Annotated in this window: 24 protein-coding genes and 1 pseudogene; 16 read left to right on the forward strand and 9 right to left on the reverse strand. The window is 62.4% G+C overall.

The annotated features are described in order from the left end of the window. Positions 1-3: 3 nt before the first annotated feature. The 7 genes from HX812_RS21245 to HX812_RS21275 all read left to right on the forward strand — a co-directional run bounded on the left by HX812_RS21245 (position 4) and on the right by HX812_RS21275 (position 7,151). On the forward strand, positions 4-903 hold the full coding sequence (locus HX812_RS21245) for an aldo/keto reductase (protein WP_256348959.1): 900 nt from the start codon (positions 4-6) through the stop codon (positions 901-903). 60 nt (positions 904-963) lie between these two features. Further along, positions 964-1,713, forward strand: coding sequence for a CDP-diacylglycerol diphosphatase (locus HX812_RS21250; RefSeq protein ID WP_038850530.1), 750 nt, complete (start codon positions 964-966; stop codon positions 1,711-1,713). Between the two features lie 158 nt (positions 1,714-1,871). Continuing rightward, entirely contained in the window at positions 1,872-3,866 is a 1,995-nt protein-coding gene (locus tag HX812_RS32265; protein ID WP_038850531.1) for an aminotransferase class I/II-fold pyridoxal phosphate-dependent enzyme, read from the forward strand. Between the two features lie 25 nt (positions 3,867-3,891). Further along, positions 3,892-4,746, forward strand: coding sequence for a transporter substrate-binding domain-containing protein (locus HX812_RS21260; RefSeq protein WP_038850534.1), 855 nt, complete (start codon positions 3,892-3,894; stop codon positions 4,744-4,746). After that, positions 4,746-5,450 (forward strand): ABC transporter permease, encoded by a 705-nt coding sequence (locus tag HX812_RS21265; protein ID WP_038850535.1) that lies wholly within the window; start codon positions 4,746-4,748, stop codon positions 5,448-5,450. Before HX812_RS21260 ends, HX812_RS21265 begins: the two co-directional genes overlap by 1 nt. Before the next feature lie 7 nt (positions 5,451-5,457). Beyond that, complete coding sequence (locus HX812_RS21270) at positions 5,458-6,156, forward strand: ABC transporter permease (RefSeq protein ID WP_038850537.1); 699 nt, start codon at positions 5,458-5,460, stop codon at positions 6,154-6,156. Continuing rightward, the gene (locus HX812_RS21275; protein WP_038850538.1) at positions 6,153-7,151 is read left to right on the forward strand and encodes a DMT family transporter; all 999 of its coding nucleotides are present in this window, start codon (positions 6,153-6,155) and stop codon (positions 7,149-7,151) included. The genes HX812_RS21270 and HX812_RS21275 overlap by 4 nt, the downstream gene beginning before the upstream one ends. Here HX812_RS21275 and HX812_RS32150 read toward each other — a convergent pair. Beyond that, positions 7,107-7,646 (reverse strand): annotated as a pseudogene (locus HX812_RS32150) (TetR/AcrR family transcriptional regulator); the annotation flags it as partial. The gene HX812_RS21275 and the pseudogene HX812_RS32150 overlap by 45 nt on opposite strands. Positions 7,647-7,736: 90 nt before the next feature. Here HX812_RS32150 and HX812_RS21280 point away from each other — a divergent pair. Beyond that, positions 7,737-8,735 carry a succinylglutamate desuccinylase/aspartoacylase family protein gene (locus HX812_RS21280; RefSeq protein WP_038850539.1) on the forward strand — a complete coding sequence of 333 codons (999 nt, stop codon included), beginning with the start codon at positions 7,737-7,739 and terminating at the stop codon, positions 8,733-8,735. Here the strand turns inward: HX812_RS21280 and HX812_RS21285 are convergent. Next, the gene (locus HX812_RS21285; RefSeq protein WP_038850541.1) at positions 8,697-9,554 is read right to left on the reverse strand and encodes an AraC family transcriptional regulator; all 858 of its coding nucleotides are present in this window, start codon (positions 9,552-9,554) and stop codon (positions 8,697-8,699) included. The genes HX812_RS21280 and HX812_RS21285 overlap by 39 nt on opposite strands. Before the next feature lie 143 nt (positions 9,555-9,697). Between HX812_RS21285 and HX812_RS21290 the strand changes: the two genes are divergently transcribed. After that, positions 9,698-10,498, forward strand: coding sequence for an alpha/beta fold hydrolase (locus HX812_RS21290; RefSeq protein ID WP_177075087.1), 801 nt, complete (start codon positions 9,698-9,700; stop codon positions 10,496-10,498). Positions 10,499-10,530: 32 nt separating this feature from the next. On the opposite strand, the gene HX812_RS21295 is transcribed toward HX812_RS21290, so the two are convergent. Then, entirely contained in the window at positions 10,531-11,319 is a 789-nt protein-coding gene (locus tag HX812_RS21295; protein ID WP_038848618.1) for an aldolase, read from the reverse strand. Positions 11,320-11,322: 3 nt separating this feature from the next. Further along, the gene (locus tag HX812_RS21300; protein WP_038848620.1) at positions 11,323-12,027 is read right to left on the reverse strand and encodes a haloacid dehalogenase type II; all 705 of its coding nucleotides are present in this window, start codon (positions 12,025-12,027) and stop codon (positions 11,323-11,325) included. 114 nt (positions 12,028-12,141) lie between these two features. Here HX812_RS21300 and HX812_RS21305 point away from each other — a divergent pair, with 114 nt between their 5' ends. Beyond that, positions 12,142-12,987, forward strand: a complete 846-nt coding sequence (locus HX812_RS21305; RefSeq protein WP_038848621.1) for a LysR family transcriptional regulator — start codon at positions 12,142-12,144, stop codon at positions 12,985-12,987. On the opposite strand, the gene HX812_RS21310 is transcribed toward HX812_RS21305, so the two are convergent. From HX812_RS21310 to HX812_RS21320, 3 genes are read right to left on the reverse strand one after another with little or no spacing between them, the layout of a single operon-like run. After that, on the reverse strand, positions 12,973-14,169 hold the full coding sequence (locus tag HX812_RS21310; protein WP_038848623.1) for an EAL domain-containing response regulator: 1,197 nt from the start codon (positions 14,167-14,169) through the stop codon (positions 12,973-12,975). The genes HX812_RS21305 and HX812_RS21310 overlap by 15 nt on opposite strands. Before the next feature lie 10 nt (positions 14,170-14,179). Further along, on the reverse strand, positions 14,180-14,563 hold the full coding sequence (locus HX812_RS21315; RefSeq protein WP_038848625.1) for a response regulator: 384 nt from the start codon (positions 14,561-14,563) through the stop codon (positions 14,180-14,182). Then, positions 14,548-15,888 (reverse strand): HAMP domain-containing sensor histidine kinase, encoded by a 1,341-nt coding sequence (locus HX812_RS21320; protein ID WP_177128148.1) that lies wholly within the window; start codon positions 15,886-15,888, stop codon positions 14,548-14,550. Before HX812_RS21320 ends, HX812_RS21315 begins: the two co-directional genes overlap by 16 nt. 281 nt (positions 15,889-16,169) lie before the next feature. On the opposite strand from HX812_RS21320, the gene HX812_RS21325 reads away from it, so the two are divergent. From HX812_RS21325 to xylB, 5 genes are read left to right on the forward strand one after another with little or no spacing between them, the layout of a single operon-like run. Further along, positions 16,170-17,702, forward strand: coding sequence for a sugar ABC transporter ATP-binding protein (locus HX812_RS21325; protein ID WP_038843275.1), 1,533 nt, complete (start codon positions 16,170-16,172; stop codon positions 17,700-17,702). Further along, positions 17,695-18,672: a sugar ABC transporter permease gene (locus tag HX812_RS21330; protein WP_016975702.1), complete on the forward strand. Its 978-nt coding sequence runs from the start codon at positions 17,695-17,697 to the stop codon at positions 18,670-18,672. The genes HX812_RS21325 and HX812_RS21330 overlap by 8 nt, the downstream gene beginning before the upstream one ends. Positions 18,673-18,701: 29 nt before the next feature. Further along, positions 18,702-19,634 carry an ABC transporter substrate-binding protein gene (locus HX812_RS21335; protein ID WP_038843278.1) on the forward strand — a complete coding sequence of 311 codons (933 nt, stop codon included), beginning with the start codon at positions 18,702-18,704 and terminating at the stop codon, positions 19,632-19,634. Between the two features lie 22 nt (positions 19,635-19,656). Further along, entirely contained in the window at positions 19,657-20,658 is a 1,002-nt protein-coding gene (locus tag HX812_RS21340; RefSeq protein WP_038843280.1) for a LacI family DNA-binding transcriptional regulator, read from the forward strand. Between the two features lie 6 nt (positions 20,659-20,664). Then, positions 20,665-22,125 carry a xylulokinase gene (gene xylB, locus HX812_RS21345; RefSeq protein WP_038843282.1) on the forward strand — a complete coding sequence of 487 codons (1,461 nt, stop codon included), beginning with the start codon at positions 20,665-20,667 and terminating at the stop codon, positions 22,123-22,125. A gap of 98 nt (positions 22,126-22,223) precedes the next feature. Here the strand turns inward: xylB and HX812_RS21350 are convergent, their stop codons facing one another. Beyond that, positions 22,224-23,075: an NmrA family NAD(P)-binding protein gene (locus HX812_RS21350; RefSeq protein ID WP_038843284.1), complete on the reverse strand. Its 852-nt coding sequence runs from the start codon at positions 23,073-23,075 to the stop codon at positions 22,224-22,226. A gap of 99 nt (positions 23,076-23,174) precedes the next feature. Next, positions 23,175-23,615 carry an Lrp/AsnC family transcriptional regulator gene (locus HX812_RS21355; protein ID WP_038843286.1) on the reverse strand — a complete coding sequence of 147 codons (441 nt, stop codon included), beginning with the start codon at positions 23,613-23,615 and terminating at the stop codon, positions 23,175-23,177. Between the two features lie 109 nt (positions 23,616-23,724). On the opposite strand from HX812_RS21355, the gene HX812_RS21360 reads away from it, so the two are divergent. Next, on the forward strand, positions 23,725-24,602 hold an 878-nt coding region (locus HX812_RS21360), incomplete at its 3' end, for a DMT family transporter (RefSeq protein WP_178949128.1).

Genomic DNA, 24,602 nt, shown 5'->3' on the forward strand with positions numbered 1-24,602 from the left:
CACCTGTGGGGCGGGGCGGACAATGAACAGGCCATCCGAACGCTGCGCCACGCCCTGGCCATCGGTATCAACTTGATCGACACCGCGCCCGTGTACGGCTTTGGCCTGTCCGAAGAGCTGATCGGCAAGGCCCTGCGCGGCGTGCGCCACAGCGCGGTGATCGCGACCAAGGCCGGGCTGCAATGGGACACCGGCACACCCCGGCGCAACGCCACGGCCCAGCGCATACGCAAGGAAGTCGAAGACTCCCTGGTGCGCCTGCAAACCGACTACATCGACCTGTACCAGATCCACTGGCCCGACCCGCTGGTGGCCCAGGAAGAAACCGCCGATGAACTGGAACGCCTGCGCCGTGAAGGCAAAATCCTCGCGGTCGGCGTGAGCAACTATTCGTCCGCGCAAATGGACGATTTCAGCCAATACACCGCACTGGCCACGGTGCAGCCGCCCTATAACCTGTTCGAACGGGCCATCGACAGCGACATCCTGCCCTACGCCAAGCAGCATTCCCTGGTGGTGTTGGCGTACGGGCCGCTGTGCCGAGGTTTGCTCAGCGGCAGCATGCACTCGGCCACGCGGTTTGTTGGCGATGACGTGCGCAAGCTCGACCCCAAGTTCAAGGCGCCGCGTTTCGAACACTACCTGGCCGCCGTGGCCGCGCTGGATATGTATGCCCGCGAGTGCCACGGCAAATCGGTGCTGGCCCTGGCCCTGCGCTGGGTGCTTGATCAAGGCCCGACCATCGCCCTGTGGGGTGCCCGGCGCCCGGAGCAGTTGAAAGGCTACGAAGAAGCCTTCGGCTGGCACCTGACGCCCGAAGACCTGACGCATATCGACCGTATCCTGGCCAGCACGATAAAAGATCCGATCGGCCCGGAATTTTTGGCCCCGCCCAAGCGTTAACCCTGCGACAGGGATGTCGCCAGCAACACACACAACATCCCTGTACGTCGAGGTTTTTGCATGAAGCGCGGTTCCGTAGTCACGATCGCTGGTGGTTTGCTCTGTGGGTTGGTGCTCGTGGGGGCCTGGAAGTGGCGGGGAAACCCGGATGCCTTGTGGCAGACCGTCAGCCAGCAATGTGTGCCCCACCAGCAACAGCAGCTCAAGCCCGACCCCTGCCTGGCGGTGGACCTGGACCGCGGCTACGTCCTGTACAAAGACCGCAACGGCCCGCTGCACAACCTGCTGATGCCGGCAGACAAGGTCACCGGTATTGAAGACCCGGCCCTTGGCCGCGAGCTGCTGCCGCATTACTTCACCCAGGCCTGGCAACATCGGCGGGTGTTGTCCGAGGGCTTGAAAAAACCGATTGCCGATCAGTTCGTCTCGGTGGCGATCAACTCTCGCTACGGCCGCTCCCAGAACCAGTTGCACGTGCATATCGCCTGCCTGCGCCCGGACGTCTATAGCACGCTCAACCAGCAAGTGCTGGATGAGCAATGGCGCACGCTACCGGTGCAGTTGATGGGGCACACCTACAGCGCCCGGCTGCTGTCGGCGGCCGATGCCGAGCTGCGCGACCCACTGGCAGTGTTGCGTGATTATGTGGACGCCCAGGGCGACTCGATGAGCCAGTACAGCCTGCTGATGGCAGCGCGTGCCGATGGCAATTTCGTGCTGCTGAGCACCCATGTCACGTTGAGCGAGCTGAACCTCGGCTCGGCCGGCGAATTGCAGGACTATCGCTGTGACCTGATGAGCCAGCTGTAAACCGACAAAAATCACCACAACGACCTCTTTGGAGCATAAACGACACCGCCGCAAACTTACCCATTGAACGACTGTTCAGTTTGAACTATGTTGACCGCATCCACCCGTTTGTCACGTAACGGGTTCGCGCTGTTTCTTCTTGAACGAGAGGCTCTGGCATGCGGTTTTCCCCCTTCGTCGAACGAATTGCAGGGCAGGGCGTAGCCGCCTGGGACATCCACCACGCCGCATTCCAGGCGGCCAGCCAGGGCGATGACATCATCATCCTCAGCGTTGGCGATCCGGATTTCGCCACGCCCTCCTTCATTACCGACGCCGCCGTGAGCGCCTTGCGCGAAGGTGACACCCACTACACCGAAATTCCCGGTCGCCCGGCATTGCGCGATGCCATTGCGGCACGCTACAGCCAGACCCTGGGCCGTCCGCTGAACGCCGACAACGTGATCACGGTGGCCGGTGCACAGAACGCCTTATTCGTGACCTCCCTGTGTCTGTTGCAAGCGGGTGATGAAGTGTTGGTGCTCGACCCGATGTACGTCACCTACGAGGCCACGCTCAAGGCCAGCGGTGCGACACTGGTGCGTGTGCCCTGTTCGCCGGAATCCGGCTTTCGCCTCGATGCCCAGTTGCTCGGCGCATCAATCACACCGCGTACGCGGGCAATTTTCTTCTCCAACCCGAACAACCCGACCGGCGTGGTGCTCAACCCGCACGAACTGCAAGCCATTGCCGACCTGGCGATCGCCCACGACCTGTGGGTGGTGGTGGATGAGGTCTATGAAAGCCTGGTGTTCGACGGTGAGTACCACAGCCTTGCAGCACTGCCGGGCATGGCCGAGCGCTGTGTGGTGATTGGCAGCCTGTCCAAGTCCCATGCCATGACCGGCTGGCGCATTGGCTGGATCATCGCCACGCCGCAGATGGTCGCCCACGCGGAAACCCTGGTGCTGAGCATGCTCTACGGGCTGCCGGGCTTTGTGATGGAAGCCGCCACCGCCGCCGTGCTGGCCCATGACGAGGTGACCCAGGGCATGCGCGAGATCTATCGGCGCCGACGCGACCTGGTGGTGAGGGGGCTGAGTGCGTGCCCAGGCATCCAGGTGCAGGCACCGCAAGCCGGGATGTTTGTGCTGGTGGATGTGCGCGGCACCGGCCTGGGCTCCCTCGACTTTGCCTGGCGCCTGTTTCGGGAAGCCGGGGTTTCGGTGCTCGACGCCGCCGCCTTTGGCGAGCCGGCCCAGGGCTTCGTGCGCTTGTCGTTCACCCTGGGTGAAGAGCGCCTGAGCGAAGCCTGCCAACGCATCGTGCAGTTTGTCGCCAAGCTGGCCGGTGAGCCGCGTGTTGCGGCGGCGCCCAGGATCGAAGGGGTGCCGCCGGCCGCAGTCAAAAAGATGATCGAGGTCATCGACCTGCACAAACGCTTCGGCAATATCGAAGTCCTCAAGGGCATTTCCCTCACGGCCCACGAAGGCGACGTGATCTCGCTGATCGGCGCCAGCGGCTCGGGTAAAAGCACCTTGCTGCGCTGCATCAACATGCTCGAAGTGCCGGACCAGGGCAGCATCCATGTGGATGGCGAAAGCATCAAGCTCAACTACGGTCGGCCCGGCGCGCCTCTGGTCGCAGATGCCAAACAGCTGGTACGTATCCGCTCGACCCTGGGCATGGTGTTCCAGAACTTCAACCTGTGGCCACACCGCACGGTCCTGGAAAACCTTATCGAAGCCCCCACCCAGGTCCTGCGCGAAAGCCGTGCCGAGGCCATCGAACGCGCCGAAGCCTTGCTCGACCGCGTCGGCCTGGCCGCCAAGCGCAACGAATACCCGGCGTTCCTCTCCGGCGGCCAACAGCAACGGGTGGCGATTGCCCGTGCGTTGGCCATGCGTCCCAAAGTCATGCTGTTCGACGAACCCACCTCGGCCCTCGACCCGGAGTTGGTGGGCGAAGTGCTGCGGGTGATCCGCTCCCTGGCCGAGGAAGGCCGCACCATGATCCTGGTCACCCATGAAATGGCCTTCGCCCGGGATGTGTCGTCGAAAGTGGCGTTTCTGCACCAAGGCATGATCGAAGAAACCGGCTCGCCGGATGCGGTGTTTATCGACCCACGCAGTGAACGTTGCCGACAGTTCGTCAACGCGCATCAAACTCGCTAACTCCATAAAAAGACGGGGCAAAATCATGAAATCCAAGCGTATGGCAACGTGGTTGAGCAGTGCTGTGTTGATGTTGGCTGCAGGTTTCACCCAGGCGGCGGAAAAGCCCATCGTGTTTGCGGTCGCCGCGGAACCCTATCCGCCGTTCACCGTTAAAGGCGGCAACGGCCAGTGGTCCGGCTTTGAAGTGGACTTGATCCACAAACTCTGCGAAGGCATGAAAGCCGAGTGCCAGATCAAGGAAGTGGCGTGGGACGGCATTATTCCTTCGTTGCTGGCGAAGAAAATCGACGTGATTTTCTCGTCGATGTCGGTGACCGATGAGCGTGAAAAACAGATCGCTTTCAGCCGCGCCTACTACGATTCCCTGTTGGGCGTTGCCGGGCCCAAAGGCAGCGAAGTCGAGATCTCCCCGGCGGGCCTCAAGGGCAAGTTGATCGGCGTGCAGATCTCCACGGTCAGCGCCAACTACCTGAAGAAGTACTACGAAAACATCGCGGACCTGAAGTACTACGACACCCAGGAATCGGCCAACGCCGACCTGATCGCCGGGCGTATCGACTACATGATGGCCGACGACACCGCCATTGCCATGATGGTCAAGACTCCGGAAGCCAGCGGTCTGGCGCATATTGCCAGCGTGCCTTACGACCCGATCATCGGTCGTGGCGTCGGCGCCGGCCTGCGCAAGGAAGACACTGCGCTCAAGGCGCGGCTGGATAAGGCCATCGGCGAATTGCTGGTGAGCAAGGACTACGACGACCTGTCGCAGCACTATTTCGGCCTGTCGGTCAGCCCGTGCAAGCGCGGCGACACCCCGGCGTTTGTCAGCAAGACCTGTGACAGCCCCTATCAACACGTCGCCCAGAAGACCGAATAATGCTCGACCTCTTAAGCTTCGGCGAACAAGGGTGGGGCAATGCGTTGCTCAAAGGGTTATGGATGACCCTGCAAATCTCCGCCGGCTCGTTTGCGGTGGGTGTGTTGATCGGCCTGGTGGTGGCCTGCGCCAAGCTCAGTGCGCCACGCCCGATTGCGCTGCTGATGCGCGGCTACACCACGCTGTTTCGTGCGGTGCCGGAACTGCTGCTGATCCTGTTGCTGTATTACGCCGGGTCCATGGGCCTCAACGCGCTGATGCTCGGGATGGGCTTCGAGCAGATGAACATCAGCGGCCCGCTGGTGGCGATCCTGGTGTTGGGCCTGGTGCAGGGCGCCTACGCGTCGGAGATCTTCCGCGCGGCGATCCTGGCGATTCCCCACGGCCAGATCGAAGCAGCACGTGCGTTTGGCTTGAGCGGGTTTGGCCTGTTCCGCCGGGTGACCTTGCCGATCATGGCGCCGTTCGCTCTGGCCGGCATGTCCAACCTGTGGATCAACCTGATCAAGGACAGTGCCTTGATCAGCGTGGTCGGCACCAACGAGTTGCTGTACACCGCCAAGCAGGCCGCAGGCTCGACCCGCCAGTACCTGCTGTTCTACCTCACGGCCGCCGCCTTGTATTACCTGGTGACGCTGGCTTCCAACTACCTGTCCGGGCGCCTGGAGCGACGTATCCGTCGCTGGATGCCGGTTGTCGAGTGAGCGGGCCATGCCTGATTGGATAAGTTACTACGCCGGCCTGATCGCCAAAGGCTTGCAGACCACCTTGTCGCTGCTGGTGATTTCGGCGGTGTTGGGTTTTGCCCTGGCGGTGCTGGTGGCGTTGGCGCGGTTGTCGCGGCGTAAATGGCTGGCCCGTGGCGCACTGGCCTACACCAGTGTGTTGCGCGGCACCCCGCTGCTGATCCAGATCTACATTTTCTACTACGGTCTGGGCAGCCTGTTTGCCCAGTTCCCGATGATTCGCGGCAGCTTTCTGTGGCCGTACCTGCGTGACGGTTACTGGTACATCGTGTTTGCCCTGGTGTTGTCGGTGGGTGCCTACGTCGGCGAAGTGATCCGCGGTGGCCTGCTGGCGGTGCCCAAGGGGGAAATGGAAGCCGCCTCGGCATTCGGCATGACGCCGCGCCAGGCCTTGTTGCGCGTGCGTTTGCCACGGGCGATGCGCCTGTTGTTGCCGACCTTGGCCGGGGAGACCGTGATGTTGCTCAAATCCACCGCCCTGGCCTCGACCATTGCCGTGGTCGACCTGCTGGGCGCGGCCAACGTGGTCCGCGCGCAGACCTTGCAGATCTACCAGCCGCTGCTGCTGGTGGCGGCGGTCTACCTGTGCCTGACCTTCCTGATCGAAGGCGTCTACGCCATCGCCGAACGGCGCGGTACGCCGCTGCGCAGGTCGGCCGGATGAAACAGGACCGCTCGTTGCAAGGGATTGCCCTGTGTTCGCTGGCGTATTTGTTCCTGGCGTTGCAGGACGCGGTGGTCAAGTGGCTGGTGGCCGATTACTCGGTGTTCACCATCCTGTTCTGGCGCAGCCTGGTGGTGGTCGTCGCGTGCTTGATCGCCGGGCGCATGGGCCTGGTGCGCAGTGCCTGGACGTCGGTGAGCCGGCGCTTGCTGATCATTCGCGGGCTGTTGTCGTTGCTCGCGTGGTTGCTGTATTACACGGCGGCCAAGGACCTGAGCCTGGCGGAAATGACCACGCTGTACTTTTCTGCGCCGATCATGGTCACGCTGCTGGCTGCGCTGATCCTCAAGGAGCGCGCCAGCCGGGGCCAATGGATCGCGTTGATAATCGGCTTTGTCGGGGTGGTCATTGCGTGCCGTCCCACGCATATGCTCGACCCGTGGCCCATCGCCCTGACGTTGGGCGCGGCGTTGTGCTGGGCGTTTACCTATATCCAGTTGCGCCAGGTCGACCCGAGCAGCTCGGTGCTGGAGCAAATGCTGATCACCAACGTGGTGTTTGTGCTGTGCATGGGCGTGACCTTGCCTTGGACTCACACACCGGCGCCCGCGCCGGCCTGGCTGGGCATGTTGGCGGCCGGCTTGGTTGGCGGCATCGGGCAATTCCTGCTGTTTGCCAGCTTTCGCCGCGCCACGGCAACCTTACTCGCGCCATTCGAATACACCGGGCTGATCTGGGCGTTCCTCCTGTCGAGCCTGGTGTGGGGCACATTGATGGATGGCTCGCTGATCATCGGCGCGGTGTTGATCGCCATCAGCGGCACCTTGGCCATGCTCAGCGCACGGCATCCGGTGTCACAGGACGTGGTCGGCGCCGAATGCACCCTGACGCAACCCCTGTACCCAGCAGCGGCAGATGTGCAGGCCGTTGGCGGGGCTGAAGGTGCCGGGGTTGAGGCACCCCTCGAGCCAGAGTCCGTCGAGCATCGCCGATAAGCCGATGGCGGCCAGGTGGCTGTCGTGGATCACCAGGTTTTCACTGCGGGCCAGATCGTCCAGCAGTTGTTGGATTAATGCCAGGTAGGCGTGGTAGCTGTTTTCGTGGGACTGGTTCACATGGGGCGAGTGACGGATCAGGCTCCAGAACACCACCCACACGCCCAGCAGGTCGGGGTCCATGACCCGGGGCGAGAATGAGGCGCTGAGGAATGCATCCAGGCGCGCAGCAGGGCCTTCGGCCTGTTCCACGTGCGCCCAGAGGGCACTGGTCAGTTCGTTGGCCAGCTTGTGGTAGGTCTCGGCAATCAGCGCGTCGATGCTGCCGAAATGGTGGTTGAGCAACCCCACCGACACCCCGGCCTCGGAAGCGATACGGCGCACGGAAATCCCCGCGTGCCCATCGCGCGCCAGGCAGGTGAGGGTGGCAGCAATCAGCAGGTCCCGGCGTTCGTCGGGATCGGCACGGCGCAGTTTGGGCAGCTCGGGGGTCATGGGCAGGCCTTGGATGGAACAGCACAGCGCTCAGGTTAGTTGAACATGTGTTCAATCTCTACCGATTAATTGATCAGAGGAGGGCAAGGCATGGCGAAAGACCTTTCGTGGCAGGTGACAGGCGATTCCGGCAATGTGCTGCACATCGGCGCCTGGCGTTTCGACGGCGACGGCCGCGGGCCCAAGGTGCACCTGCAGGCCGGTGTGCACGCCGACGAAATCGCCGGGATGCTGGTGCTGCATCAACTGCTGCCGCGCTTGCAGGCGTGCGCCGAGCAGGGCCGACTCAAGGGGACGGTCACGGTGGTGCCCCAAGCCAATCCCTTTGGCATCGGCCAGTTTCGCCAGGGCCGCCTGCTCGGGCGTTTCCACGAAGCCACCGGGCAGAACTTCAACCGTGCTTTCGATTGTTCGCTGGCCATGGCGCGCCCGGCGAGCAACCTGGCGCAATGGCAGAAACGCCTGGTGCAACTGGCCGCCGATGCCGACCTGATTCTAGATCTGCACACCGACGACGAGGCGCTGCCCTACCTCTACATCCACCGCAGCTTCTGGCCCGAACAAGGCCTGGCACTGGCGGCAGCATTGCAGGTGGACCTGGTGATTGTCTGGGATGAAGGCGGTGATGGCTCCTTTGAAGAAACCCTCATCAACCACGCTTCACCGCAACTGGCCGCCACTATTGAACTGCGCGGGCAGGCAGACGTCAGTGACGCCCTGGCGCAACAGGACGCGGATGGGCTGTGGGCCTGGCTGTGCATCAACGGTGTGATCGACGAGGTGGCCGACATTGCTGAATGGCAAGGCGACGTGGTTGACATGGGCTGCATGGAAACCGTCCTTGCCCCTTGCGCCGGCGTGCTGGTGTTCGAAAAGGGCCTGGGCGATGACCTGGAAGAAGGCCAGCGTTTCGCACGCATTATCGGCCGCCTCGGTGACCCGACCTCCGAAGTGACCCTGCACGCCGCCCAGGCCGGGCGGCTAGTCACACGCCACCGCGAACGCCTGGTGGCGCAAGGCTCGGTGGTCGCCAAGTTCACCGGTACACGCTTATCCGACAGCTACAGCGGCGGCGTGCTGGACCCGTAGCGGCGCCTGCAACTGTAGCCATTCGCGCGGGCTGGTGCCGATCTTGCGCCGGAACGCACGGGCCAGCGCCGAGGGGCTCTCGTAACCGACCTCATCGGCGATCAGGGCGATGGGGCGACCTTCACGCAGGCGTTTCTGCGCCAGGCTCACGCGCCAGCTCAGCACATAGTCGGCTGGCGTCTGGCCGACCACTTTATGAAAGTGCGCGGCGAAACTGGCACGGGACATGTTCGACTCAACCGCCATTTCCTGCACGGTCCATGGGCGTTCGGGGTTGTTGTGCAGCAGGGTCATGGCCCGCGCCAGGCGCAGGTCGGCCAGGCCCGACATCATGCCGGTGGTCATGCTGTGATAGGCCATCATGTGGCGCAGGAACTGAATCACCATCAGCTCGAACAGCCGGTTCATCACCGCCTCGCGTCCGCAGTGTTCAGCGAAGGCTTCATCGAACAGCCAGTCCAGCGTGCCGGCGATCATCGGGATCTGCTTGAGCGGCATCACGATGGTGTCGGTCAGCGCCACGGACAACGGGTTATCGATGCCCCCATCAAAACGCAGCGAAGCCGCCACCACTTGGGCGCAATCGGCTTTGGCCGCCACCAGCCGATGGGGCAGGGGACGCGGCACCAGCACCAAACTGGGCTCGGGAATACGCAGGGTGCCGTCGGGCATTTCCAGGCTGGCCTGGCCGTCCTTGAGCAGGTAGACCCGGCCGCGCTGCTGCAGATCGCGGGTGTCGAGGGCGCCGTGCAGCGACCCACTGTGAAAGGTATCGGCACCGATGCCGAAGTGCACCAGCAGTGTGGACAAACGATCCATGACTCACCTGATTTCAATTAACGATCTGTTTAGACGATCTGCGCCATATCGTCGACTATTAGCCTCCATTTGTAAAACGCGCTTCGGCATCATGGCCTCACGTTCAACGCCTTGAGCGCCCACCCCCAACGGAGCAAACGTTCATGAAAACCTTCAAGTTCTCCCGCGTCGCCGCCGCCCTGATCACCGGCGCACTCGCCCTCGGTGTCGCCACCGCCAGTGTTGCCGCCCCACAGAAAGCCACCGTCGTGCTGGTGCACGGCGCGTTCGCCGACGCCTCCAGCTGGAACGGCGTGATCGCCGGGCTCAAGGCTGAAGGCTACCCGGTGGTCGCCGTGGCCAACCCGCTGCGCAGCGTCAAGACCGACTCGGACTACGTGGCCGATATCGTCGAACACACCCAAGGCCCGGTGATTCTGGTCGGCCATTCCTACGGTGGCTCGGTGATCTCCAACGCCGTGCATGGCAGCAGCAAGGTCAAGGCGCTGGTCTACGTCGCCGCCTTCGCCCCGGAAAAAGGCGAGACCGCGTTTGAGCTGTCCGGCCGCTACCCTGGCGGCACCCTCGGCCCGACCCTGGACAAACCCGTGATTTCCAAGGACGGCGTGACCGACCTGTACATCCAGCAAGACAAGTTCAACAGCCAGTTCGCCGCCGACGTGGCGCCCAAGGAAGCCCAGTTGATGGCGGCCGGGCAACGCCCGATCACCGAAGCTGCCCTGAAGGAACCGGCGGGTGACCCGGCCTGGAAAACCGTGCCGTCCTACTTCATATACGGTTCAGCGGACAAAAATATTCCCGAGGCTGCGCTTAAATTCATGGCTGACCGTGCGGGCTCCAAGGAAACCGTGGACGTAAAGGGGGCTTCCCACGTGGTGATGGTGTCGAACCCGGCGCGGGTGGTAGCGATCATCAATGATGCGGCCAAGGCCAACGCGCAGTAACCAAAAGCGTGGGGGCCCAGGCCCCCATTTTGTTATTGATCGAACGCTGAACCGCGCTGCCTCAACCGCCGCATCGCACTGTCCAGATGCGCCCGCGCACTCGCCGGGTCGCCTTCACGCATCTGCTCATAGGCCACCTGCGCCACCGCCGGGTCGATCGGCTTGAGCGGCTGCCCGCTGGCCATGGCTTTCAACTGCACCTCGGCCGCCCGCTCCAGGTAGTACAGATCATCCCAGGCTTCGGCGATGTTCGGCGCAGCCACCATCACTCCATGATTCTTCAGGAACAGAATGTCGGCATCGCCCAACGCTGCAGCGATACGCTGACCTTCACGGTTATCCAACGCCAGGCCGTTGTAATCCTCATCCACCGCCGCGCGCCCATAGAACTTCAACGCCGTCTGCCCCAGCCACAGCAAGGGCGGGCCTTGCAGCAGGCACAGTGCCGTCGCATTCGGCATATGGGTATGGAACGCCGCCTTGATGCGCGGCTGCTGTTGATGCAACTGGGCGTGGATGTAGAACGCCGTGGCTTCCGGCGTGCCGTCGCCGTCGATCACGTTGCCGTGGAAATCACACACCAGCAGGCGGGACGCAGTGATTTCCTCAAAGGCGTAGCCGAACGGATTGACGAAAAACACATCGTCATGCCCCGGCACCATCGCCGAGAAGTGATTGCAGATGCCTTCTTCCAAGCCATGCAGCGCCGCCAATTGCAGGCAAGCCGCGAGTTCTACGCGGGCTTCGATGGCGGCCAGGCTATCGAGATTCCAGCGCCCGGCGCGCGGGCCAAGGGAGGAGGGCGTGAAGGTATGGGCCATGGTTCACCATCCTAAGGACTTGAACAGTTCGGGAACGCCGTCGAGGGTTGGCAGGATCGCATCGGGTGTGTAGTCGGCCAGCAATTGGCGACCGGTGCCACGGTCGATCCATACGCAGCGAAAACCGATATCTCGCGCGGCGGCGTGATCCAGGTGCGGGCTGGCACAGATGTGCACCACCTCATCCAGGCTCACCCCCAGTTGTTCATGGGCATAGTCGAACAGACGGCGGTTGGGCTTGTAGGCACCGGCTTGCTGGGCGGTGATCACCCGGTCGATGTAGCCACCCAGTTGCGCCACATTGCCGGCGATCACGTCATCGTCGGTGTTGGAAACGATGCACAGTTTGTAGCCCAGGGCCTTCAACTGTTTGAGCGTATCCACCACTTCGGGAAACGGTGGCATGGCGCTGATGCTATCAGTGAGAGTCGCACCATCGTGGTCATTGGCAGGCAAGCCCAGCTCCTTGAGCGCGAGTTGCAGGCTCAGCCCGGCGAGGGTGCGAAAGCTGCGGTGCGGTGGGGTTTGCTCCAGGGCGTGTTCGTGGTGGTCGTAGACGCTGAGCAGCGTTTCGCGGTCGATCTGGTGTTCGCCTTTCTGATCCAGGATCCGGTCGATGGCGGCACGCAGGCCTTCATCCCATTGGATCAGGGTGCCGTAGCAATCAAAGGTCAGCCACAACGGGCGAGGGGAGTGTTCGAGTGGCATGGAGCACCTGTAAAAAGAGTGGGTGGTCGATGCAGCATAGGAAACCTCGCACTTAGTAGGAAATTAAATTAACCTCTGCATCACAGTTGAATTGTCGATAAGAAGGTTGCCGCCATGTTTGATCTGGAACTCTTGCACACACTGGTCTGCGTGGTCGACGAAGGCAGCTTCACCCGTGCCGCCGAGCGCGTGCACCGCACCCAGTCCACGGTCAGCCAGCAGATTCGCAAGCTGGAAGAAAGCGTCGGCCAGGTGTTGCTGGTGCGCGACCGTTCGGGCCAGCAAGTCAGTGCCACCGAACACGGCGAACTGCTGACCCATTACGCGCGCCGCCTGTTGAACCTGTCCCGCGAAGCCCGCGATGCCTTGGACACTGAGGCCAGCGTAGTGCCGGTGCGCCTGGGCGTGCCCGAGGATTTCGACGCGACGCGCATGGCGTCGATGCTTTCGGGTTTCGTACGTGCCCGCCCCGAGGCGCGGCTGGAGACGGTCAGCGGCATGAGCACCGACCTGCGCCGGCAATTGGAAAGCGGCGAAATCGACATCGCCCTGGTCAAGCGCGAAGCCGGCAGCGGCGAGTGCCACGCCAGCTGGCCTGAGCCCTTGGTGTGGGTATGTGGCCAGGGCCAGGATATGCAACTCGACACCTTGCCCCTGGCGCTGTTTCCCCAAGGCTGCATCTACCGCCAGCGCGCCATTCGCACCTTGGACAAGGCCCGGCGCAGTTGGCGCGTGGCGTTTGGCAGCCACAGCCTTACCGGGATCCAGGCGGCGGTCACGTCAGGGTTGGGCGTCAGCATCCTGCCGAAAAGTGCCGTGCTGCCCAGCCACCGAATCTGCACCGAGCTTCCTCCTGTGCCGTCGTCGGAACTGGCGTTGGTCAGCGGCGCCGAGCGCCTGAGCGCGACTCACCGTGGATTGATCGAGTGCCTGCGCGAGGAGATTTCACGGAGTCTCTGAACGCTCCAGCAGCAGCCGCTCCAGGGTGGCCACCGGCAATGGCCGGCTGAACAGGTAACCCTGGATCTGGTCGCAGCCGGCGTCTTTCAAGAACGCCAATTGCGCCTGGGTTTCCACGCCTTCGGCGACCACCCGCAGGTTTAGGCTGTGGGCCAGCTCAATGATGGTGCGGGTGATCGCGGCGTCCTGGGGGTTGCTGGTGACTTCGCGGATAAAGGCGATGTCGATCTTCAGCGTGTCGATGGGAAAACGCCGCAGATACGCCAGGCTTGAATAGCCGGTGCCAAAATCGTCGATGGAGATTTTCACGCCCATGGCATGCAAGCGTTGCAGGCTGGCGATGGTGTGCTGGGTGTTTTCCATCAACGAGCCTTCGGTCAGCTCCACTTCCAGCCAGTGCGGCTCGACGCCGGTTTGCGCGAGGATACGTGCGATATCGGCAATCAGGTCGCCTTCTATGAGTTGGTGGCCGGAAACGTTGACCGACACCTCCACGGCGCCAATGGCACTGCGTTGCCAGGTCGCGATCTGTTGGCAAACGGCTTCGATCACCCAGCGTCCCACCGCTACGATCAGGCCAAGGCTCTCCAATACCGGTACGAACACCGCGGGGGACACCGCGCCATGCCCCGGCCGGTCCCAGCGCAGCAGGGCCTCAAGCGCGCAAAGCTGGTCCGTCGCAAGCTCGACTTTAGGCTGGTAGTGAACAATGAACTCATTGCGTTCCACGGCCTGGCGCAGGGCGGTTTCCAGGTCCCGACGGTCGACGTCAGGTTGCAGGGCTTGGCGTAGGTTATCCGCCCGCTCGCCGTGAGCGGTGAGCCGCAGCAGGTTGCGCACGCGCAGGGACAGTTCGATACGCTCGATCGGTTTGCTGAGGAACTCTTCGGCACCGCTCTCCAAACCACTGACGCGCGCACCAGGATCACTGAGGGCCGACAGCATGATGATGGGAATACCCGCCGTGACGTCGTCACTTTTCAATTGGCTGGCCACTTCATACCCATCCATCCCCGGCATCATGATGTCCAGCAGGATCAGGTCGGGCGGCTGTTGCGCCACCACCTGCAGCGCCTCTTCGCCGCTGCTCGCGCTGACGGTCTGGTAGCCTTCGTGGTGCAACAGCGTTTCCAGGAGCTTGCGCACCTGAGGTTCATCATCAACGATCAGCAGCGTGGCCATGGGTGCATTCTCATCTGAGAGGGTCGTTGTGGGTTTGCAGCAGCGTATCGATCACCTGATACAGCTCCTTGTAACGCAGGGGTTTGATCACATAGGCGTCGCAGCCGGCCAGCCGGGTCTTTTCACGGTCTTCCTTCATCGCCATGGCGGTCAGGGCGATCACCGGAATGTGCGCCGTCAGCGGGTCCTGCTTGAGCAGGGCCGTGGCGGTCAGGCCGTCCATGCCGGGCAGTTGGATGTCCATCAGGATCAAGGCCGGTTGCTGTTCGCGGGCCTGGGTCAGGCCGGTCTCGGCATCGGGCGCCCACACGGTTGTATGGCCGGCGTTCACCAGCAACAGGCGCGCCAGGCGCATATTGGCTTCATTGTCTTCAACGATCAGGACGTGGGCCATGGAGCCTCCGCCGCGCGGTGCAGTGGTAACCACGCCACAAACCGCGCGCCACAGCCTTCGCGACTGGCCACCGCGACACTGCCGCCGTGCAAGTCGGCCAGTTGCTTGACCATCGCCAACCCCAGGCCCGTGCCTTCGAATTTGCGCGCCAGGCTGCTGTCGATCTGGCTGAAGGCCTTGAACAGCTTGCCCATGTCATCTTCGGCAATGCCGATACCGGTGTCGCTGACGCTCAACTCCAGGAATTGCTGCTGAGGGCTCGCGGGCAATGCAAAGCGATACACCGGCCAATCGCCGGGAATTTGCCCGACCTGTTCGCGGGTGACCTGGCGCACCGTCAGCGTTACCGAACTGCCGTGTTCGCTGAACTTCACCGCGTTGGCCAGCAGGTTGTAGACGATCTGCTTGGTCTTGCGCAGGTCCAGTTCCAGGTGGCCGAGGTCGTCGGGGCATTCCAGTTTCAATTGGATACGTTGCAGCGCGGCCTTTTCCCGCACGATCAGCAAGCTATTGGCCAAAAGGCCCGCCAGCTCAACGCTTTCCAGCTCCAGTTCCATCATCCCGGCCTCGACCTTGGACAGGTCGAGAATGTCGTTGATCAACGACAGCAAGTGCTGGCCGCTGGTGAAGATGTCCCCGATGTACTCGCGCTGCGTCTCGCTCATGTCACCGACGAGGCCGTCCTTGAGCGCCTCGGAAAAGCCAATCACCGCATTCAGCGGCGTGCGCAGTTCGTGGGACATGGTGGCGAGGAACTCGGACTTCATGTGGCTGGCGTGCTCCAGCTCCAGGTTCTTTTCTTCCAACGCACGCTCGAAACCTTTGCGCTCGGCTTCTTCCTGCTTGCGCGCGGTGTTGTCGGTGCCGATCAGCAGGTAGCCGATGATGGTGTCATGCCGGTTGCGCAGGGCCGTCACCGAGACCATGGCCGACAGGCGACTGCCGTCCTGGCGGATGTAGGTCAGCTCGTAGATGTCCTCGATACCGCGGGAAGCCTTGAACACCAGGGCTTCGAAACCCGGCGTGATCGGTGTGTCCAGTTCCAGGCTCAACGCCGCGGCGCGGGTGATCAGCTCGACGGGATCGGAAATATCGGCGGGGGTGATGCGGTTGACCACGTCGGCGGCGGCATAACCGAGCATGCGTTCGGCACCGACGTTGAAGATCTGGATCACGCCTTTTTCATCGGTGGCGATGCTGGAGAAGTAGGCGCTGTTGAAGATGGCGTCTTGCAGCGCGCCGGTCTTGAGCAGGGTTTTCTGCCGTTTGAACTCGACGATTTTTTCGGCGCGCGATTGCGGCTGTTCGGGTAACGGTGTGTCCATCGCTTGGGCGTTCCGTGACGTTCAGGCCCGCCACCGTCAACCGACAATGGCGCAGAGCATGCTCACAGAAGATCGCTTGGGGGCGATGAGGAGGAGATGAGGTCCTTGGACAATAGCAGACAAACGGTAAAACCGATGCTTTGCGTGCCTATTCAATAAATTGGCTTGATGAAACGTTTCTTCACCCGCAAAAACCGATAGGCAAGCGCTTGCGTAAAGAAATGTTTCTACATTAGAGTCGGCCCACTGACGACAAAAATAATAAAACCAGGAGCTCATTCATGAGCCTTGAACCCTTGCTTGAAATGCAGGGCATCAGCAAAACCTTCAACGGTTTGCGCGTGCTCAAGAATGTCGGCCTGAAGGTCTACCCCGGCGAAATCCACGCCTTGATGGGGGAGAACGGCGCCGGCAAGTCCACGCTGATGAAGATCCTCTCCGGCGCCTATCAAGCCGATCCCGGCGGTGAAATCCGCATTGCCGGTCAAACGGTAGCCTGCTTCGACCCCGCCACCGCGAAAACCCTCGGCATTGCCGTTATCTATCAAGAATTGAGCCTGTGCCCCAACCTCAGCGTGGCCGAGAACATCTACCTGGGCCGCGAACTGCGGCGTGGCTGGACCATCGACCGCAAGGGCATGGAGGCGGGGTGCGTCGAGGTGCTGCAACGCCTCGGCGCCGAATTCACACCCGCCACACGGGTCAGCAGCCTATCGATTGCCGAGCGCCAGTTGGTGGAGATCGCCCGCGCCCTGCATGCCCACGCCAAGATCCTGGTGATGGACGAACCGACCACGCCGTTGTCATCCCGCGAGACCGACCGGTTGTTCGCGTTGATCAAGCAACTGCGCAGCCAGGGCCTGGCGATCATCTATATCAGCCACCGCATGGCCGAGATCTATGAGCTGTCGGACCGCGTTTCGGTGCTGCGGGACGGCCAATACATCGGCGAGCTGACCCGCGACGCGCTGTCGGCCGAAGTGCTGGTGAAAATGATGGTGGGCCGCGACCTGTCAGGCTTCTACAAAAAGGAACACGCCGCCTACAACCCTGGCAACGTGGTGATGCGCGTGCGCGACATGGCCGACGGCAAGCGCGTGCGCCATTGCAGTTTCGACCTGCATGCCGGTGAGGTGCTGGGTATTGCCGGGCTGGTCGGGGCAGGGCGCACCGAGCTGGCGCGGCTGATCTTTGCCGCCGACCCACGCACCTCGGGCACCTTGGAAGTGGTCGGCAAGACTGTTACCCATCTGCGCACGCCGGCGGACGCGATCCGTGCCGGCGTGGTCTATCTCACCGAAGACCGCAAGGCCCAGGGCCTGTTCCTCGACATGAGCGTGGCGGACAACATCAACGTCTGCGCCTGTGTGCCGGATGCGCATGCCGGTGGCGTGCTGGACCGCGGGCATGCCTTGCAGCGATCCAATGACGCGATCAAGTCGCTGTCGATTCGCGTGGCGTCGGGCAAGGTGAATGTTGGCGCGCTGTCCGGTGGCAATCAGCAGAAGGTGTTGCTGGCGCGACTGCTGGAGGTCAAGCCGCACGTGCTGATCCTCGACGAGCCTACGCGTGGCGTCGACATCGGCTCCAAATCCGAGATCTACCGCATCATCAATCAATTGGCCCAAGCCGGTGTCGGCATCGTGGTGATCTCCAGCGAGCTGCCGGAAATCATCGGCACCTGCGACCGCGTGCTGATCATGCGCGAAGGCCAGCTCGTCGCTGAAGTCGGCGGCGCCTCCGGCCAGGCTATTTCCCAGGAACGCATTATTGACCTCGCCACCGGTGGCGATCAGGTGGTTGCCCATGGCTGAGTTGAATATCGCGACAATCGGTAAAGCGGAACGCGCACGCGAGTTGATGCGCACGGTGGGCATGTTGCCGGTGCTGATCCTGCTGCTGGTGGGTTTTGCCCTGGCCAGCGAGAACTTCCTGACGGTGCAGAACCTGTCGATCATCACCCAGCAGGCGTCGGTGAATGTGGTGCTGGCGGCGGGCATGACCTTTGTGATCCTGACGGCTGGCATCGACTTGTCGGTGGGCGCGATCCTGGCCGCTTCAGCCGTGGTGGCGTTGCAGGCGTCGATGTCGCCGCAGTTCGGCATGTTCGGGATTGCTGCCGGTATCGGTTTCGGGCTGTTGCTCGGCCTGGTCAATGGCGGCTTGATCGCCTTTATGCGCCTGCCGCCGTTTATCGTCACTCTCGGCGCACTGACGGCCATGCGCGGGCTGGCGCGTTTGCTGGCAGATGACAAGACCGTATTCAACCCGGACCTGCCGTTTGCCTTTATCGGCAATGACTCGGTACTCGGCGTGCCGTGGCTGGTGATCATTGCCGTGGCCGTGGTGGCGTTGTCGTGGTTCATCCTGCGCCGCACGGTAATGGGCGTGCAGATCTACTCGGTGGGCGGCAACCCGGAGGCGGCGCGACTGTCGGGCATCAAGGTGTGGAAAGTGCTGCTGTTCGTCTACGCGATGTCCGGCGCGTTGGCCGGGCTGGGTGCCGTGATGAGCGCTTCGCGATTATTCGCCGCCAATGGCCTGCAACTCGGGCAATCCTATGAGTTGGACGCGATTGCGGCAGTCATTCTCGGTGGCACCAGTTTTACCGGCGGCGTCGGCACCATCGGCGGCACGTTGATTGGTGCGCTGATCATCGCAGTGCTCACCAACGGCCTGGTACTGCTGGGCGTGTCGGATATCTGGCAATACATCATCAAGGGCATCGTGATCATTGGCGCAGTGGCGCTGGATCGTTATCGCCAGTCCGGTGCGCGGACCTGATTCCTACAACAATCACAAGAGAGACCCGCATGAACCTCAAACGTATCTTTCCCGTCATTGCCTTGGCTGCCCTGATGTCCCAAGCCGTCGAAGCCCGTGAGTTGAAGGCCCTGGGCATCAGCATGGGCTCGCTGGGCAACCCGTATTTCGTGACGCTGGCCGATGGCGCCACGGCGCGGGCCAAGGAGCTGAACCCCAACGTCAAGGTCACCTCGGTGTCGGCTGACTACGACCTGAGCAAGCAGTTTTCGCAGATCGACAATTTCATTTCATCCAAGGTCGACCTGATCCTGATCAACGCCGTCGACCCTTCTGCCATGGCCTCGGCGATCAAGAAAGCCCGCGATGCCGGCATCGTTGTCGTCGCCGTGGATGTGGACGCCAAGGGCGTGAACGCGACCGTGCAGACCGACAACGTCGAAGCCGGCAAGCTGGCCTGCCAGTACCTGGTGGACAAACTCTCCGGTAAAGGCAACGTGATCATCCAGAACGGCCCGCAAGTCACCGCCGTGACTGACCGCGTCAAAGGCTGCAAGGCCGCGCTGGCCGCTGCGCCGAATATCAAGGTGCTGTCCGATGACCAGGACGGCAAAGGTTCGCGCGAAGGCGGCTTGAACGTGATGCAGGGTTACCTCACGCGCTTTCCGAAAATCGATGGCCTGTTCGCGATCAACGACCCACAAGCCATCGGCAGCGACCTGGCCGCCAAGCAGCTCAAGCGCAGCGGCATCATCATCACCTCGGTGGACGGCGCACCGGATATCGAGAACGCGCTGAAGACCGACTCACAGATCCAGGCGTCGTCCAGCCAGGACCCGTGGGCCATGGCGCAGACCGCCGTCAATGTGGGCAATGACATTCTCAATGACAAAGCCCCGGCCGAAGCGGTTACCCTGCTCACGCCCAAACTGATCACCCGTGACAACGTCGCTACGTACAGCGGTTGGTCGAGCAAACATTGATCCACTGAGAAGGAACAGCGTCGTGGTCACCATGGATGACGTGGCAAGCAGGGCGGGGGTGTCGACGTCGACGGTGTCCCACGTGTTGAACGGCACCCGCAAGGTCAGCCCGGCCACTGTACTGGCGGTGCAGCAGGCGATCCAGGCGTTGGGCTATATCCCCAACACCCTGGCGCGCTCGCTGGCCCGGTCGAGCACCAACACCATCGGCGTGGCGATCTCGGCGTTGTCCAACCACTATTTCAGTGAGACGGTGCACGCGATTGAAACCGCGTGCGCCCAGCACGGCTACATGATGCTGTTTGTCGACACCCATGATGATCCGGAGCAGGAACTGCGAGTGGTCACGGCGCTGCATCATCGGCGGGTGGATGGGATTGTGCTGGCGCCTTCGAACGGCTCCAAGGTCCTGGATTATCTGCGCACCAACGAAATTCCAGCGGTGCTGGTGGACCGCATGATGAGTGAGCACTTCGACCAGGTTGGGGTGGAGAATGCCCAGCCTACCCAGGTACTGGTTGAACACCTTATCGCCCATGGTCATCGGCGGATCGGCTTTATCGCCGGTCGCGAGGGGTTCAGCACCACCGATGAGCGTGTCGCCGGTTACCGCGCCGCATTGCAGGGGGCGGGGCTGGTGTTTGATCCGGAGCTGCTGGTCAATGGCGGCTCCAATACTGAGCCGGCGCGCCAGGCCACGGTGCAGTTGCTGGGCTTGGCGGCACCGCCGACGGCGATCATGGCCGGCAACAACCTGATGACCCTGGGCGCCATGCAGGCCCTGCGTGACGCGCAGATCGACGTGCCAGCGCAGATGGCGCTGGTGGGTTTTGATGATTTCGACTGGGCGGATTTTTTCGTGCCGCGCCTGACCTTGATCGCGCAGCCGGTGCAGGCACTCGGTGTCCAGGCGGTGAACCTGTTGTTGCAACGCATGGCATCGCCCCACGCGCCGACCCAGAGCCTGCGCCTGGCGCCGACCCTGCAATGGCGTCATTCATGTGGCTGTAATGGAGTGGAATGACCCCGTATGAGCAATCCCGTTTCCCTCGGCATCGACCTCGGCACCTCGGAACTCAAGGCCATCCTCATGGACCTCGACGGTACGGTGCTGGCCCATACCGGCGTGCGCTTGAGCGTGTCTCGGCGTCATAGCGGCTGGTCCGAGCAAGACCCGCAGGATTGGTGGCAGGCCTGTGTGCAAGCGCTGGCCCAGTTGCGCCTGCATGAGGCATTTGCGCGTGTGGGCTGTATCGGCCTGTCCGGGCAGATGCACGGCGCGGTGTTGTTGGGGGCGGATGATCGGGTGTTGTGCCCGGCGATTCTGTGGGATGACTCCCGTGCGGTCGCCGAGGCCGAGCAGTTGGGCCCGGAATTCTCCGGCATCACCGGCAGCTTGCCGATGGCCGGGCTGACGGCGCCGAAACTGCTGTGGCTGCGACACCATGAACCTGAAGTGTTCAGGGCCATTGACTGTGTGCTGTCACCCAAGGATTACCTGCGGTTGCGCCTGAGTGGCGTGCGCATCAGTGAGATGTCGGATGCTGCCGGCACGTTATGGCTGGATGTGGCACGACGCGCGTGGTTCGCTCCCATGCTGCGCGCTACGGGACTTGCACCGGAGCAAATGCCCCGGTTGATCGAAGGCGGTGCCGCGAGCGCTTGTTTGACGGCGATGGACCTTGGGTTGTCGGCTGACGTCGTGATCGCTGGCGGCGGTGGCGACAACCCGGTGGCGGCTGTCGGTATCGGTGCGATCAATGCTGGCGACGGCTTCATCACCCTCGGCACCAGCGCAGCCATCGTCGCAATCACCGACCACGCCGCCGGCAACCCGGCCAGCGCCGTGCACAGTTTCTGCCATGCGCTGCCCAACCGTTGGTACACCATGGGCGCCATGCTCGCCGGGGCCAGTTGCCTGCGCTGGGTCACTCGGCTGACGGGTACTGCGGATGAGCAGGCGTTGCTGGACCAGGTGCAGGCGCAATTGCCGATCGAACAACCCGTGCCACTCAGCACGCCTTTGTTTCTGCCGTACCTTGCCGGTGAGCGCACCCCCCACAACGACCCACTGCTGCGCGGCGGTTTCATGGGCCTGGGCCACGACTGCACACCCGCGATGCTCGGTTATGCCGTGATGGAAGGCGTGGGTTTCGGTTTGCTGGATGCGCTGCGCGCCGTGCAATCGGCCGGCGCCGACGTCGGGACCTGCGCCTTGGTGGGCGGCGGGGCGCGCAGCGAGTATTGGGCGCAGTTGCTGGCCAATATCCTGCAGCGGGAGATTTTTACGTTGCACGGCAGTGAGTTGAGCGCCTGCATCGGGGCTGCGAAGCTGGGCTTTCTGTCGATCGGGCAGGGGGAGAGACTGTTGCAGGCGGGGATGGCGGTGAAGGCGCGATACTTGCCGGATGCCAAGCAGCAGGCGGTACTGGAAGTGCGATATCGCAAGTTCCAAGGCTTGCTTGCTGCGGCAAAAGCGCTGCATGGCTGAGGGCTGCTCTCTCTGTCGAGCGGGCTTGTTTGTGGCAAGCCTGCTCGCCACAGGAAACCTGCTCACCACAACAAGCCTGCTCACCACAGAAAACCTGTTTATTTATTCATCAGCTCGCGCAATACGGTTTGTAACGGCGTCGCCCCTTTAAGCACCTGATCATGCTCAAAACAAATCCACCCTTCATTGAACCCATCCACCATGCGCATGCGCGGCAATGGGTTCTGCGCACCTTGCGAGCGCAGCAGCGCTTCCCAGGTATCACGCTCAACCACCTCGGCATGCACGTCGCGGCCCAGCAATTGCGCAAGCGTCCGGGCGATGTCGTTGGGGCTCACCCATTGGCCTTCCAGTTCCACCACACGCTGGCCGGCCCAGTCCTGTTGCAGCAACTGCGCCGCCACGCTGCCGATATCCGCCGTGGCAATCATCGGCACGGCTTTGTCCAGCGGTTGCAGGAAGCTATGGATCACGCCGGTGTCGCGGGCTGAGATCACGTCGTACAGCGAGTTCTCCATGAACCACGCCGGGCGCAGGAAGGTGACGGGGATGTCGAGGGCGCTGAGGGCTTGCTCCATCAAGGTGCGCTGGGTCAGCAGGTTGAGCTGCTCGGCCTGGGCGCCGATGGTCGACAGGCACAGCACTTTCGGCGGTGCGGCGGCCTGCAGGGCCTGGCTGACGGCGCTGATCACGGCGCGGGCTTCGGGGAAGCCGGGTTGCGGATCAAAGCCTGGCGGCGGCAGGATGAACACGCCGGTCGCGCCGGTGAATGCAGCCGTCAGCGCTTGAGCATCTTCCATCTCTGCAAACACGACGTCGCAGCCCAGGTCAGCCCAGTAGGCAGCCTTGCCTGCATCACGCACGACCGCGCGCACCGATTGGCCCGCCTTGATCAAGTTATGCGCCAGGGCGCCGCCGACTTTGCCTGTGATTCCCGTAATGACGTACATGAGCGTTTTACCTGTTATTCCAAAGAGTGGCGCCAGGATAAACAGCGCTCAGTCATGACGGAATGCTCGCTCAGGCATTGCGCTAGTGACTCAAAATCACTAATCCCCCAACGGCGGCAGGCGGCGTTTCACCGGGGTTTTCTTGACGATGGCAGTGTTGGTTTCGGCGTAGGCATTCAGCTTGTCGAGCAGGCTGTCCAGATGATCCATGGTGCGCACATGCAGGCGTGCGATGAAGCAGTCGTCGCCGGTCACCTTGTCGCACTCGGTGAATTCGGGAATCGCCTGGATCTGCCGTTCCACCTCATGCAATTTGCCGGGCAGGGGGCGGATGCGCACAATGGCTTGCAGCAGGTAGCCGAAATGCTTGGGGTCGATATCGACGGTGTAGTGGGTCAGCACGCCGCGTTCTTCGAGACGGCGCAAACGTTCACCGACGCTGGGCGAAGACAACCCGGTAATGCCGGCCAGGGCCTTGAGGGACAGGCGCGAGTCGTCCATCAAAGCCGCGATGAGTTGCTGGTCGATGGTGTCAATCATGGTGTCCACCTAATAAGTAAAGGCAATCCAGCGATTTGGCCTTTTTTAGGCGCTGGAGCCGCTCCCGAGCAGATTGCCATAATTGAGCCTCACTTGAGGAGCTTCAATCATGGACACATCCATCCGTCGCGGGTCGTGGGAAATGATCGCCGCCATGCTGATCTCGGGCACCATTGGCTGGTTCGTATTGGTGTCTGGCGTGTCGGTGATCGAAGTGGTGTTTTGGCGTTGCGTGATCGGCGGGCTGACGCTGTTGCTGGTCTGCGCACTGCTGGGTTACTTGCGCCTGGGCCTGCTGAGCTGGGCCAAGCTCGGCCTGGCGATGCTCAGCGGCGTGGCGATTGTCGGCAATTGGTTGCTGCTGTTCGAATCCTATTCCCGTGCGTCGATTGCCATCAGCACAGCGGTGTACAACGTGCAGCCGTTTATGTTGGTGATGCTGGCGGCGGTGTTCCTGGGGGAAAAAATCACCGTACAGAAACTGACGTGGCTGGGCGTGGCGTTCTTGGGCATGCTCGCGATTGTCACCGCCCATGGCGATCAACCGACCGGCGACGATTACCTCACCGGCATCGCCCTGGCGCTGGGCGCGGCCTTTCTGTACGCCATTGCGGCACTGATCATCAAGCGTCTAAAAGAAGTGCCGCCGCATCTGATGGCGTTGATCCAGGTGACTACCGGCGCGCTGTTACTCGCGCCGATGGTGCCTTGGAACAGTCTGCCGGCCACCCCCAATGCCTGGACGGCACTGGTGACGCTGGGTGTGGTGCATACCGGCTTGATGTACGTGTTGTTGTACGGCGCGATCCAGAAACTGCCCACGGCCATTACCGGTGCGCTGTCGTTCATCTACCCGATTGCGGCGATCTTCGTCGATTGGATCGCCTTCGGGCATCGCCTGGGTTGGCTGCAATGGCTGGGTGTGGCGGCGATTCTGCTGGCGGCGGCGGGGTTGCAGCGGGGCTGGTGGTGGCCCCGCTCCCAGAG

The organism is Pseudomonas sp. IPO3749, from assembly GCF_013386605.1.
GTDB classification, from domain to species: domain Bacteria; phylum Pseudomonadota; class Gammaproteobacteria; order Pseudomonadales; family Pseudomonadaceae; genus Aquipseudomonas; species Aquipseudomonas azotoformans_A.